This is a genomic window from Achromobacter sp. ISS7 (assembly GCF_056523125.1).
The window spans coordinates 98,252-111,117 of the sequence record NZ_JAWRZD010000001.1; the positions used below are offsets into that span (position 1 = coordinate 98,252).

The 12,866-nt window shown below is 67.0% G+C and carries 13 protein-coding genes; 3 read left to right on the top strand and 10 right to left on the bottom strand.

The window, feature by feature from the left end; all coding sequences use genetic code 11:
• Positions 1 to 4 precede the first annotated feature (4 nt).
• The 8 genes from AC1HFW_RS00390 to fdxA form a co-directional block, all read right to left on the bottom strand.
• The gene (locus AC1HFW_RS00390) at positions 5 to 1,219 is read right to left on the bottom strand and encodes an ABC transporter substrate-binding protein (protein WP_006393447.1); all 1,215 of its coding nucleotides are present in this window, start codon (positions 1,217 to 1,219) and stop codon (positions 5 to 7) included.
• 62 nt (positions 1,220 to 1,281) lie between these two features.
• Positions 1,282 to 1,992: an ABC transporter ATP-binding protein gene (locus AC1HFW_RS00395; RefSeq protein ID WP_006393448.1), complete on the bottom strand. Its 711-nt coding sequence runs from the start codon at positions 1,990 to 1,992 to the stop codon at positions 1,282 to 1,284.
• Entirely contained in the window at positions 1,989 to 2,762 is a 774-nt protein-coding gene (locus tag AC1HFW_RS00400) for an ABC transporter ATP-binding protein (protein WP_006393449.1), read from the bottom strand. The genes AC1HFW_RS00395 and AC1HFW_RS00400 overlap by 4 nt, the downstream gene beginning before the upstream one ends.
• 364 nt (positions 2,763 to 3,126) lie before the next feature.
• Positions 3,127 to 3,762 (bottom strand): endonuclease III, encoded by a 636-nt coding sequence (gene nth, locus AC1HFW_RS00405; RefSeq protein WP_061072179.1) that lies wholly within the window; start codon positions 3,760 to 3,762, stop codon positions 3,127 to 3,129.
• The gene (gene rsxB / locus AC1HFW_RS00410) at positions 3,759 to 4,403 is read right to left on the bottom strand and encodes an electron transport complex subunit RsxB (protein WP_241073851.1); all 645 of its coding nucleotides are present in this window, start codon (positions 4,401 to 4,403) and stop codon (positions 3,759 to 3,761) included. Before rsxB ends, nth begins: the two co-directional genes overlap by 4 nt.
• A 121-nt stretch (positions 4,404 to 4,524) precedes the next feature.
• Positions 4,525 to 5,751, bottom strand: a complete 1,227-nt coding sequence (locus AC1HFW_RS00415) for a polyhydroxyalkanoate depolymerase (RefSeq protein ID WP_479281511.1) — start codon at positions 5,749 to 5,751, stop codon at positions 4,525 to 4,527.
• A 234-nt stretch (positions 5,752 to 5,985) separates the two neighbouring features.
• Positions 5,986 to 6,786, bottom strand: a complete 801-nt coding sequence (locus AC1HFW_RS00420; protein WP_006393454.1) for a ferredoxin--NADP reductase — start codon at positions 6,784 to 6,786, stop codon at positions 5,986 to 5,988.
• A gap of 46 nt (positions 6,787 to 6,832) precedes the next feature.
• Positions 6,833 to 7,156, bottom strand: coding sequence for a ferredoxin FdxA (gene fdxA, locus AC1HFW_RS00425; protein WP_006218015.1), 324 nt, complete (start codon positions 7,154 to 7,156; stop codon positions 6,833 to 6,835).
• A 156-nt stretch (positions 7,157 to 7,312) separates the two neighbouring features.
• Here fdxA and pncB point away from each other — a divergent pair, with 156 nt between their 5' ends.
• Positions 7,313 to 8,488, top strand: a complete 1,176-nt coding sequence (gene pncB, locus AC1HFW_RS00430; protein WP_006393455.1) for a nicotinate phosphoribosyltransferase — start codon at positions 7,313 to 7,315, stop codon at positions 8,486 to 8,488.
• Positions 8,489 to 8,580: 92 nt separating this feature from the next.
• The gene (locus AC1HFW_RS00435; protein ID WP_006389266.1) at positions 8,581 to 8,934 is read left to right on the top strand and encodes a RidA family protein; all 354 of its coding nucleotides are present in this window, start codon (positions 8,581 to 8,583) and stop codon (positions 8,932 to 8,934) included.
• Between the two features lie 163 nt (positions 8,935 to 9,097).
• On the opposite strand, the gene AC1HFW_RS00440 is transcribed toward AC1HFW_RS00435, so the two are convergent.
• On the bottom strand, positions 9,098 to 9,607 hold the full coding sequence (locus tag AC1HFW_RS00440) for a flavodoxin family protein (protein ID WP_479281512.1): 510 nt from the start codon (positions 9,605 to 9,607) through the stop codon (positions 9,098 to 9,100).
• Positions 9,604 to 10,437, bottom strand: coding sequence for a M90 family metallopeptidase (locus AC1HFW_RS00445; RefSeq protein WP_479281513.1), 834 nt, complete (start codon positions 10,435 to 10,437; stop codon positions 9,604 to 9,606). Before AC1HFW_RS00445 ends, AC1HFW_RS00440 begins: the two co-directional genes overlap by 4 nt.
• A 108-nt stretch (positions 10,438 to 10,545) precedes the next feature.
• Here AC1HFW_RS00445 and AC1HFW_RS00450 point away from each other — a divergent pair, with 108 nt between their 5' ends.
• Positions 10,546 to 12,834: a RelA/SpoT family protein gene (locus tag AC1HFW_RS00450; protein ID WP_479281514.1), complete on the top strand. Its 2,289-nt coding sequence runs from the start codon at positions 10,546 to 10,548 to the stop codon at positions 12,832 to 12,834.
• The last annotated feature ends 32 nt before the right edge of the window (positions 12,835 to 12,866 follow it).

Here is a 12,866-nt window from a genome sequence, read left to right on the forward strand (position 1 = left end):
GAAATTACTTCTTGACCAGCTTGCAGGTCGACTCGGACAGCTTGGTGTAGACCTCGTCGCCCGGCAGCGTGGCGACGACCTTGTAGTAGTCCCACGGGGCCTTCGATTCGGCCGGCGTTTTCACCTGCATCAGGTACATGTCATGGATCATGCGGCCGTCTTCGCGCACGTAGCCGCCCTGGGTGAAGAAGTCGTTGATCTTGTTCGACTTCATCCACTTCATGAGCGCGTCGGCGTCATCGGTGCCGGTGGCCTTCACGCCGTTCAGGTAGAACGTGACCGACGAGTAGTCGCCGGCCTGCAGCATGGAGGGCTTGCGGCCGACCTTGGCTTCGAATTTCTTGGCCCAGGCGCGCGAGGCGTCGGATTGATCCCAGTACCAGCCGTCGGTCAGGTACATGCCCTGGGTGGCTTCCAGGCCGAGCGAGTGCACGTCGTTGATGAACACCAGCAGGCCGGCCATCTTCATCGTCTTGGTGACGCCGAATTCGTTGGCGGCCTTGATCGAGTTGATGGTGTCGCCGCCCGCGTTCGCCAGGCCCAGGATCTGCGCCTTGGACGATTGCGCCTGCAGCAGGAACGACGAGAAGTCGGAAGCGCCCAGCGGTGCGCGCACCTGGCCCTTGACCTCGCCGCCGGCGGCCTTGACCACCGCCATCGTGTCGCGCTCGAGCGCGTGGCCGAAGGCGTAGTCGGCCGTCAGGAAGAACCAGCTCTTGCCGCCGTCCTTCACCACCGCCGAACCGGTGCCGCGCGCCAGCGCCACGGTGTCGTAGGCGTAGTGCACGGTATAGGGCGAACACTGGGCGTTGGTCAGGTCGGAAGCGCCCGCGCCGATGGCGATGAAGGGCTTCTTCTTTTCCGCCGCGACGGCGGCCATCGCCAGGCTGGTGGCGGAGTTGGTGCCGCCGATGATCACGTCGACCTTCTGCTGGTCGAACCACTCGCGGGCGCGGGCCGAGGCCACGTCCGCCTTGTTCTGGTGGTCGGCCGACAGCACTTCGATCTTCTTGCCGTTGACGTTGCCGCCGAAGTCCTCGATCGCCATGCGGATCGCTTCCAGGCCGGCCTTGCCGTCGATGTCGGAATACACGCCCGACATGTCGGTGATGAAGCCGATGCGGATGACATCGTCGGAGATGCCTTGTGCCTGGGCGGGTGCCCCGGCAAATCCCAGGCCCGCCATGGCCAGTGCAGCAGTGATGGTGTGCAGCTTCATGGGATGACTCCTCTTCCCTTTGGTATATGGGATGCCGGGAAACCGGCGGGTGACAGGTTGTTTTAGACGCCCAGCAATTCGTTGAGCGTGTCCTGTTTTTCTGAAAGTTCCGACGCTTCGAAATGCTCGACGATCTGGCCGTGCTCCATGACGTAGAAGCGATCGGCCAGCGGCGCGGCGAAGCGGAAATTCTGTTCCACCATGACGATGGTGTAGCCGCGCTGCTTGAGCGCGGTGATCATGCGGGCCAGGGCCTGCACGATGACGGGCGCCAGGCCCTCCGAGATTTCGTCGAGCAGCAGCAGGTTGGCGCCGGTGCGCAGGATGCGCGCCACCGCCAGCATCTGTTGCTCGCCACCCGACAGGCGCGTGCCGGGCGAATGGCGGCGTTCCAGCAGGTTGGGGAACATGTCGTAGATCTCGGCCAGCGACATGCCGCCGCCGAGCGAGCCGACCACCGGGGGCAGCAGCAGGTTCTCTTCGCACGACAGGCTGGCGAAGATGCCGCGTTCCTCGGGGCAGTAGCCCACGCCCAGGTGGGCGATCTTGTAGGTCGGCAGATCGATGGCTTCGGTGCCATGGATGCGCACCGAGCCCTTGCGCGAGCCGGTCAGGCCGAGGATGGCGCGCAGCGTGGTGGTGCGGCCGGCGCCATTGCGGCCCAGCAGCGTGACGACCTCGCCTTGCCCCACGCGCATATCCACGCCATGCAGGATATGCGATTCCCCGTACCAGGCCTGCAGGCCCGAGATTTCCAGTGCCGGGGTGCTCATGCGTGCGCTCCTTGCAGTTCGCCGTCAGTGGTGCCCATGTAGGCTTGCATCACGGCGGGATGGCGGGACACTTCGGCGTAGGAACCCTCCGCCAGCACGGCGCCGCGCGCCAGCACGGTGATGGTGTTGGCGATGGAGGACACGACGTTCATGTTGTGCTCGACCATCAGGATGGTGCGGCCGGCGCTGACGCGCTTGATGAGCTGCGTGACGCGGTCCACGTCTTCGTGGCCCATGCCTTGCGTCGGTTCGTCCAGCAGCATCAGCTCGGGCTCCATCGCCAGCGTGGTGGCGATCTCGAGCGCGCGCTTGCGGCCGTAAGGCAGATTCACGGTGGTCTCGTTGGCGAACGCGCCCAGGTCGACCTGCTCCAGCAGCGCGCGGGCCGGCTCGTCGAGCGCGGCCAGGCGCTTGGTGCTCTGCCAGAAATGGAACGACAGTCCGGTCTTGCGCTGCAGGCCGATGCGCACGTTCTCAAGCACGGTCAGGTGAGGGAACACCGCCGAGATCTGGAACGAACGGATCACCCCGCGCCGCGCGATCTGCGCCGGGCGCTCGCCGGTGATGTCGATGCCGTTGAACTTGATGCTTCCCGAGGTGGGAGCGAGAAACTTGGTCAGCAGGTTGAAGCATGTCGTCTTGCCCGCGCCGTTCGGCCCGATCAAGGCATGAATCTCGCCTCGCTTGATACGCAAATCGACCCCATTGACCGCGACAAAACCGCGGAATTCCTTGGTGAGGCCTTTTGTCTCCAGGATCGTGTCGTCCATGTCCGCTGCACCGGCGTTGTATTTATATGGACCCTGCCTGGCGTTATGGGCCAGGCCCCCGCGGGGTTTTGAAAACGATGGAAATTCCACGGTTTTCTATAAGAGTTGCCGGCGAGTATGCGCACCTCTCCATCAAAATTCCATGAGGGTTTGTCATAGGTTTTGCGGTGCGGCAAGGTGAATTGTCGGATAGCGGACAATTCGCATTGCCATTGGGTTGGCGCGCCGTGCGAGTGCAAAATGCGTTGCAGCAAATTCGTATTGATCGTCATCAATTCGTCATCGCCGCGGGCATCGGGGAAAACCCGGTTTTGCCGATGCGCGAGTTGCCGCCACGGTTATATCGCGGTGCGCGACAAGCGCTTCAGGCCGGGGTCTTGTCTTTGTATTCGCAGAGATCGGAAATACCGCATTGCGGGCATTTCGGTTTGCGCGCCACGCACACGTAGCGGCCCTGCAGGATCAGCCAGTGGTGCGCATCCTGCATATATTCGCGCGGCACGAATTTCTCGAGCTTGAGCTCGACTTCCAGCACGTTCTTGCCGGGGGCGAGGCCGGTGCGGTTGGAGACGCGGAAGATGTGCGTGTCAACCGCCATCGTGGGTTGGCCGAAGGCGGTGTTCAACACCACGTTGGCGGTCTTGCGGCCCACGCCCGGCAGCGCTTCCAGCGCCTCGCGCGTTTGCGGCACTTCGCCGCCGTGCTGCTCGATCAGCAGGCGGCAGGTGGCGATCGCGTTCTTGGCCTTGGTGCGATACAGGCCAATGGTCTTGATGTAGTCGGCCAGGCCTTCCTCGCCCAGCGCCAGCAGCGCCTGCGGCGTGCCGTAGTCGGGAAAGAACTTGCGGGTGGCGATGTTGACGGACTTGTCGGTGGCCTGGGCCGACAGCAGCACCGCGATCAGCAGCTGGAACGGCGTGTCGTATTCGAGCTCGGTGGTCGGATGCGGATTGGCCGCCTGCAGGCGGGCGAAGATCTCTCGGCGTTTGGCGGCGTTCATGGGCGCGGGGTGTTGCGACGGGCGCGGGCACGGGCCAGCGCGGATTCAATGGCGGCGCGCTTGCGGTCGTCGTTCTGCGCGTCGTCCGTGGCGGTGGCGGCGGGCGTGGCCACGGCCGCGGGTTCGGGCGCCATCAGGCGCGTGTTGTCGGCGGCCAGGCGCTCCATGCGCGCCTGGTGGCGGCGATGGCGCTGGCGGCCGGCCGCGGCGTCCTCGGCGCTCCAGGCGCGGCCGGCGGGCACCATCTGGATGCAGTCCACCGGACAGGGCGCCACGCACAGGTCGCAGCCGGTGCACCAGTCGGCCAGCACGGTATGCATGTGCTTGTTGGCGCCGACGATGGCGTCGACCGGACAGGCCTGGATGCACAGCGTGCAGCCGATGCAGTGCGCCTCGTCGATGCGGGCCACCAGCAGCGGGCCGGGCTCGCCGCGGCTCAGGTCGAGCGGCAGGGCGGGCGTCTGCAACAGGGCGGCGAGCGAGGCGATGCCTTCGTCGCCGCCCGGCGGGCAGCGGTTGATGGGGGCGTCGCCGGCGGCGATGGCGTCGGCATAGGGCCGGCAGCCGTCATAGCCGCACTTGGTGCACTGCGTCTGGGGCAGCAGGGCGTCGACGCGGTCGGCGAGTGAACGACAGGACATGGCGAACAGTGAAAAACGTAAGGCGCCGCGCGGGCGCGAAACCGGGCGTGGCCGCGCGGGCGGGAAAACAAACGGGGCCGCTCGGGCCCCGTGGACTACGGTTCGGAAAGGACGGATCGCCCTAGGCCGACTGGCGGATGAATTCCGCGATTTTAGGACAGATCATTTCGCGCCAGCGGCGGCCCGAGAAAATCCCGTAGTGGCCGCAGTTGGGCGCGGTGTAATGCATCTTGCGGTCGGCCGGGATGTTCTTGCACAGCTTGATGGCCGCGCGCGTCTGGCCCTGGCCGGAAATATCGTCCAGCTCGCCCTCGATGGTGAACAGCGCCACCTTCTTGATGTCGGCCGGACGCACCAGCTGGCCGTCGACTTCCCAGGTGCCGCCGGGCAGCGCGAATTCCTGGAACACCATGCGGATCGTGTCCAGGTAGAACTCGGCCGGCATGTCCAGCACGGCGTTGTATTCGTCGTAGAAGCGGCGATGGGCCTCGGCGTCGCTGTCGTCGCCGCGCAGCAGGTCCAGGTAGAAGTCGTAGTGCGACTTCATGTGGCGATCGGGGTTCATGGCCATGAAGCCGGCGTGCTGCAGGAAGCCCGGGTAGACCTTGCGGCCCGACCCCGGATAGCGCGGCGGCACCGGATGGATGACCTGGTTCTCGAACCACGAATAGGGCTTGGTGGTGGCCAGGCGGTTCACCTGCGTGGGCGACTGGCGCGGATCGATCGGGCCGCCCATCATGACCATGCTGCGCGGCTGGCGGGGATCGTTGGCCGAGGCCATCAGCGACACGGCGGCCAGCACCGGCACGGTGGGCTGGCAGACCGAGATCACGTGCACGTCCGGCCCCAGGTGGCGGATGAAGTCCTGCACGTAGCGCACGTAGTCGTTCAGGTGGAACGGGCCGGCCGACAGCGGCACCATGCGGGCGTCGATCCAGTCCGTGACGTAGACGTCGTGGCCCGGCAGCAGGGCGCGCACGGTGTCGCGCAGCAGGGTGGCGTGGTGGCCCGACAGCGGCGCCACCAGCAGGACCTTGGGATCGTCCTGCGGCGCTTGGCGCACGTCGCGGTGGAAGTGCACCAGGCGGCAGAAGGGCTTGTCCAGCACGACCGATTCGGTGACCCGGACCGACTTGCCGTTGATGTCCGTGGCGGGCAGGTTCCAGGCGGGTTTCTGGTATTCCTTGCCGATGCGCGTCATCAGCTCGTATCCCGCGGCCATCTGGCGCGAGATCGGGGTGTAGGCGAGGGGGCTATAGGGGCTGGAGAACAGCTGGGAACCGGCATCCGTGAAAGCAGCGAACGGAGTCAGGAAGGCGCGCTGCATTTCGTGCAATTGGTACAGCATTTGGGGAAGTCCTTCTGGGTCGTGCGTGTGCCCCGATTATTGCGCCGGGGAGTAACGGTATTTCCAATTTGTCTGACGAAAGCGCCCGAAAACCGGATTTTGTGTTGCGAAAATGCGACCCGTCATCCCTTGCGCACCAGTTTAGGGCGGAATCAAGGGGTGCCGGCGGCATAAAAAGGGGGATTTCCGCCCTAGGCCGGACGGGCCAGGGGCCGATCCGGACGGGGCTGGGACTCACCAGTAGTTTTCCACCGCCAGGTTGCCGGGGATGCCGCGGCGGCCCGGCTTGAAGCCGCGTTCGCCCAGCAACTTGCGGGCATCGGCCAGCATGTCCGGATTGCCGCAGAGCATGATCTTGGCTTGCTCCGGGTCCAGCGGCAGGCCCGCCAGGCGTTCCAGTCCGCCGTCGGCGAGCAAGGTGGTCAGGCGCGCCTGCGGCATGCCGGGCAAGGCCTCGCGGGTGGCGATCGGCAGGTACGTCAGCTTGTCGGGGTCGGCCGCGAACAGGTCGGCCAGGGACGGATCATTGCGCCAGCCCTCGATTTCCTCGCGGTAGGCCAGCTCCGCCGCGGTGCGCACGCCGTGCACCAGCACGATGCGGCGATAGGCGCGCCAGACGGCCGGATCGCGCAGGATCGACAGGTAGGCCGACAGGCCGGTGCCGGAGGCCAGCAGCCAGAGGTCGCCGCCGGGCGCGAAGCGTTCCAGCGTCAGGAAGCCGTAGGGGGCCTTTTCGACGTAGAGCGCATCACCGGGCTGCAGCCGCGCCATGCGCGGGCTGAACAGGCCCTCGGGGACCACGATGGAATAGAACTCCAGCCAGGGCTGGTGCGGCGCCGAGACCATCGAGTAGGCGCGCCACAGCGTGGGCGGGCCAGCGGGATCCTCGGCGCCAGGCAGACCGACCCGGGCGAACTGGCCCGGCTGGAAGGCATACGCGTCGTCGCGCGTGACGCGCACCGAGAACAGCTTGTCGGGCACCCAGGTATGGACGTGGGTAACGGTCTGGCGCGTGTATTTGGAATCGTCGGTCATCGGGGCATCGCGCGTCGCGAGGCCGGGGCGGCCCCGCGCACGCGGATTATTTTTCCAGGTATTGCAGCTTGTCCTGCTTGCCGTTCCAGTCGTCGGCGTCGGGCAGCGGCTTCTTGGCGCGGCTGATGCTGGCGAACTCGGGCGAGAGCTCGGCGTTCAGGGCGATGAAGTTGAGCTGGTCCTGCGGCACGTCTTCCTCGGCGTAAATGGCGTTGGCCGGGCATTCGGGGATGCACACGGCGCAGTCGATGCACTCGTCGGGGTCGATCACCAGGAAGTTCGGACCCTCACGAAAACAGTCCACCGGGCATACGTCGACGCAATCGGTGTACTTGCACTTGATACAGTTTTCGGTGACTACGTGGGTCATTCTCAGGAACTCCGGGCAGGCGGCATGTGTGTCTTGTTGCGCCAATTTTACCCAATGCGGCGCCGATCCGCCGCCAATACCCTGTTGACATCGTGGCGCATCGGGGGTTTGGGCAGCCCCGCTATGCTATGGTGTCGCGAAACGATACGCGTAATCATGATAATCACCTCGCTGCTCGACACCGACCTGTACAAATTCAGCATGATGCAGGTGGTGCTGCATCAGTTCCCCGCCGCCCAGGTCGAATACCGTTACAAGTGCCGTACGCGGGGCATCGATCTGCGCCCGTACCTGGATGAGATCCGCGAAGAAGTGCACCAGCTGTGCCAGCTGCGCTTCACCGAGGACGAACTTAAATATCTGGGCGGCTTGCGTTTCATCAAAAGCGACTTCGTCGATTTCCTCGAACTGTTCCACCTGCCCGAGCGCTGCATCAGCATCGAAGAGGGCGAGGGACCGGGCGAGATCAGCATCGAGGTCAAGGGCCCCTGGCTGCACACCATCCTGTTCGAGATCCCGGTGCTGGCCATCGTCAACGAGGTCTACTTCCGCAACACGCGCAAGAACCCGGACTGGGCCGAGGGCCGCAAGCGCCTGCAATCGAAGATGCACCTGGTGCTGGACGATCCGGCGCTGGCCGATTTCCGCGTGGCCGAATACGGCACCCGCCGCCGCTTCTCCAAGGTCTGGCACGAAGAGATCGTCTCGACCATGAAGGCCCAGATGGGGCCGCACTTCGCCGGCACCAGCAACGTGCTGCTGGCCAAGCAGCACGAGGTGCTGCCGCTGGGCACCATGGGCCACGAATACCTGCAGGCCTGCCAGGCGCTGGGCCCGCGGCTGCGCGATTCGCAGGTGTTCGCGCTGGAAGTGTGGGCCAAGGAATACCGCGGCGACCTGGGCATCGCGCTGTCGGACGTCTATGGCATGGACGCCTTCCTGCGCGACTTCGACATGTATTTCTGCAAGCTGTTCGACGGCGCGCGGCACGACTCGGGCGATCCCTTCATCTGGGGCGAGCGGCTGCTCGAGCACTACCGCAAGAACCGCGTCGACCCGCGCGCCAAGACGCTGGTGTTCTCCGATTCGCTGACCTTCCCGCGCGCCATCGAGCTGGCGCGCCAGTTCGCCGGGCGCTGCAAGGTCTCGTTCGGCATCGGCACCAACCTGACCAACGACCTGGGCCACGAACCGCTGCAGATCGTCATGAAGATGGTCCGCTGCAACGGCCAGCCGGTGGCCAAGGTGTCCGACGCGCCCGAGAAGACCATGTGCGACGATCCGGCCTACCTGGCCTATCTGCGCCAGGTGTTCCAGCTGCCGCCCGCCTAGCGGGCCCGGCCCCGGGCAGGGTAAAGTTCGCCATTCTTAGTTCGCCATTCTTCGCATCGTTCAACCCGCAACTCGTCATTAGGGGAATATTCATGAGCAGCATCAAGCGCTTCCACGTCGCCAAGCGCCTGTCGGACATGGCCGTCTACAACGGCGTCGCGTACCTGGCGGGCCAGGTGCCGGACGATTCCACGCTGGACATCACCGGCCAGACCGAGCAAGTGCTCGCCACCATCGACCGCCTGCTGGCCGAAGCCGGCACCGACAAGACCAAGATCCTGATGGCCCAGATCTACGTGGCCAACATGAAGGAATTCGACGGCATGAACAAGGCCTGGGACGCCTGGGTCGCCGACGGCAACTCGCCCCCGCGCGCCACCGTCGAAGCCCGCCTGGCCAACCCCGACTTCAAGGTCGAGATCGTCGTCACCGCCGCCGTCGCCTGATCGGCGCGTCCGCACGATGAAAAAAGCCCTCTCGGTCGGAGGGCTTTTTTGTTTCCGGGCATCCCTTGCGTGGCGCTGCGGCGCCGTGAGCGCGGGGAAGGATTGCCGGTCCTGGGGGGCTCTGCGAGGCCCGCGCTGACCGGCTGCAGGCGGCACGCCCGCGTCAAGCCGCCGTCAGCAGCAGGCCCGCCAGCAGGCCGCCGGCCTCCTCGCAGCGCGCCAGCTCGGACGGGGCCACGGTCTTGGGGGCGGCGATCTGTTGCGGCGTCTGCGCGCCCAGGTTGACGATCAGGGCCGGGGCCACGGCGCGCAGGCGCCAGCCGGTGCAGATGCGCTCCACCTGGCGCGCCGCGCCGGCGCCGTCGCTGCCGGCGCTGACCAGGCAGGCGTAGGGGCGGCCGGGGATGCGGTCGAGCGCGCCGTAATAGCAGCGGTCGAAGAACTCCTTCATTTCGCCGCTCAGGCTGGCCAGATTCTCCGGCGCGCAGAACAGGAAGCCATCGCTGGCCAGCACCTCGTCCACGCTGGCGTGCGCGGCGCGGCGCAGCGTCACCACCAAGTCGTCCGGCTGTTCCAGCAGCGCCGCCGCCGCGGCCGCGCCCCGGGCGGCGGCCTCGGCCATCTGGCGGGCCGCGCCGGTGCGGGAATGCCACACGATCAGCAGCCGTTTCATGCGTAGCGCGCCAGGGGATCCTGACGGTAATAGGCGCGCAGCAGGCCGAACCATTCCGGCAGGGCCTCGGCCATCGGGTAGGGATCGACGAAGAAGTGCTCGGAGCTGACGGCGAAGAACTCGGCCTCGTCGGTGGCGGCGTAAGGGTCGAGCGGCAGGCGGCCGTACCAGGCGTCGGCCTCGGCGCTTTCGGGATCGACGTCATGCGGAATGGCGGCTTCGACCGCGTCCACCGCGGCGATGAAGCGGTCCAGGTTGTCGTCCAGGATGCGGCGCCACTCGCGCGGCTTGAGGTCGCCGTGGGCCGCCAGCGACGGCATGCCGTCGGCCAGGCCGGATTGCAGGTCGAGCTTGTGCGCGAACTCGTGGATGACCACGTTGAAGCCGCCTTCGGACAGCTGCGTGTCCTCCCAGGACAGCACCAGCGGGCCGCCTTCCCAGGCCTCGCCGGCGGCGTCTTCCAGGTATTCATGCATCACGCCGTCCTCGTCCATCTGCTTGCGCGGGATGCGAAAGCCCGCGGGGTACACGATGATCTCGTCCCAGCCCTCGTACAGCGTGGGCGTCAGGTTCAGGATCGGCAGGCTGGCCTGGGCGGCGATCGACAGCCGCATGAAGTCGGTGACCTCCAGGCCGCGGGCGCCGTTGATGGTCTTGCTGGCCAGCAGCCAGGCCGAGCGCGCCAGCAACTGCGCGGTTTCGTCGGCGTCCAGCGCCGCCAGGAAGGGGTGGGCGTCCAGCACCTGCCGCCAGAGTTCAGGCGCGATCCGGGCCTGCATCTGCGCCACCTCGGCGGCGCGCACACCCCGGCCCTTGAGCCAGCGCAACATAAGCTTGGGTTCCTTGTATATGTGCCTGGCGTTCACCAGGGTTTTCAGCGTTGATTCCTAGTGTAGAGTGTCGGAATCCTCGATTACCGTAACCGCAATACTCCCGCGATGTCCGCCCCGCCCGTTCCTGATGCGCCTTCGCCTTTCGACGCTTCCTGGCGACAGGAGGCGGGGGCGGGGCTCGACGCCGACGGCCTTGCGCTTATCGACCAGGCGGTGGCCTGGTCGGTTCCCCGCTTCGAGGGCCAGCAGGCCCTGACGGGCGAACCGCTGGCCTCGCACGGCGCCGGCGTGGCGCGGATCCTGGCGGGCCTGCATACCGATGCGGCCACGCGCGCCGCGGCCCTGCTGGCCGCCTTGCCGACCGACCTGACCGTGCCGGCGCCCGCGCTGCGCAACGACCCGGTCGCCACGGCCTTCGGCGCCGAGGTCGCGCGCCTGGTGCAGGGCACCCGGGCCCTGCTGCGGCTGGGCGTGGTGGCGCGGCAGGCCAGTGACGCGGTGGCGGAAACTGGCTCGCAGAAGGAAATGCAGCGCAAGATGCTGCTGGCCATGGCGGCCGACCTGCGCATCGTGCTGATGCGCCTGGCCTCGCGCCTGCGGACCCTGCGCTGGCACGCCGAAAGCAAGACCCCCTGTTCGACCGACTTCGCCCGCGAGACCCTCGACCTGTACGCGCCGCTGGCCAACCGCCTGGGCATCTGGCAGATCAAGTGGGAAATGGAAGACCTGGCGTTCCGCTTCCTGGAGCCCGACCGCTACAAGCAGATCGCCCGCCTGCTCGAGGAAAAGCGGGTCGAGCGCGAAGCCTTCATCGCCGGCGCCATCGAGCGCCTGCAGACGGCGCTGGCCAAGCATGGCATCGAGGCCGAGGTCAGCGGCCGGCCCAAGCACATCTACAGCATCTGGAACAAGATGCGCGTCAAGCGCCTCGACTTCGCGCAGATGTACGACCTGCGCGCGTTGCGCATCATCGTCGACGACGTGCGCGCCTGCTACACGGCGCTGGGCATGGTCCACGAGATGTGGACGCCGCTGTCCGACGAGTTCGACGATTACATCTCGCGGCCCAAGCCCAACGGCTACCGTTCGCTGCATACCGTGGTGGCCGACGATGACGGCCGCCCGTTCGAGGTGCAGATCCGCACCCGCGAGATGCACCAGTTCGCCGAATACGGCATGGCCGCGCACTGGCGCTACAAGGAGGCCGGCGCCAAGGGCGGGCAGGTGGCCGCCTCCAGCGAATACGACCGGCAGCTGGCCTGGATGCGCCAGCTGCTGGCCTGGAACAGCGACGTCGAGGCGGGCGATGAGCCCGCCGCCGACAAGCCGGACGCGGCCAAGCCCGCCGCCAAATCCGGCCCAGGCAAGAGCCGCCAGGCCGCCGTCACGCCCGCGCCGACGGACGAACGCATCTACGTGCTGACGCCGCAGGCCCGCGTGATCGAACTGCCAGCCGGCGCCACGCCGGTCGACTTCGCCTATCACCTGCACACCGATCTGGGCCATCGTTGCCGCGGCGCGCGCGTCGACGGCCAGATGGTGCCGTTGCAGACGCGCCTGGCCACCGGCCAGACGGTCGAGATCATCTCGGCCAAGTCGGGCGGGCCGTCGCGCGACTGGCTCAACCCGCAATTGGGTTTCCTGGCCAGCCCGCGGGCCCGCGCCAAGGTGCGCATGTGGTTCAACGCCATCGAACTGCAGCAGCGCATCACGCAAGGCCAGGCGCTGGTCGAAAAGGAATTGCAGCGGCTCGGCAAGACCGCCGTCAATCTCGAACAGCTGGCGCAGAACCTCGGGTTCGCCCGCGCCGACGACCTGTATGTGGCCGCGGCCAAGGAAGAATTCAGCCTGCGGCAGATCGATGCCGTGTTCCAGCAGCCCGGGCCGGCCGTCGAGCCGCAGCCGGCGGCCTTGCGCCACGCCAGCGCCGGCAGCGCCGAGAAAAGCGGCAAGAGCGGGGTGCTGGTGGTGGGGGTGGGCTCGCTGCTGACGCAGCTGGCGCGCTGCTGCCGTCCGGCGCCGCCCGATGCCATCGCCGGCTTCGTCACGCGCGGGCGCGGCGTGTCGATCCACCGCAGCGACTGCCACAGCTATCTGGCGCTGGCCGCGCGCGAGCCCGAACGGGTGATCGAGGTGGCCTGGGGCGAGACCCCGGCCGACACGTTCTACCCGGTCGACATCAGCGTGCGCGCGCACGACCGCTCCGGCCTGCTGCGCGACCTGTCCGAAGTATTCGCGCGCCTGCGCCTGAACGTGGTGGGCGTGAACACGCAGAGCCGGCAGTCGCTGGCCCACATGGTGTTCACGGTGGAAGTGCGCGGCGGCGAGTCGCTGGCGCGCGCGCTGGATGCGCTGGCCGAGGTGCCGGGCGTGTCGTCGGCGGCGCGCCGCTAGCCGGGGCGGGCCAGAACCGCGCAAGCGGCTGC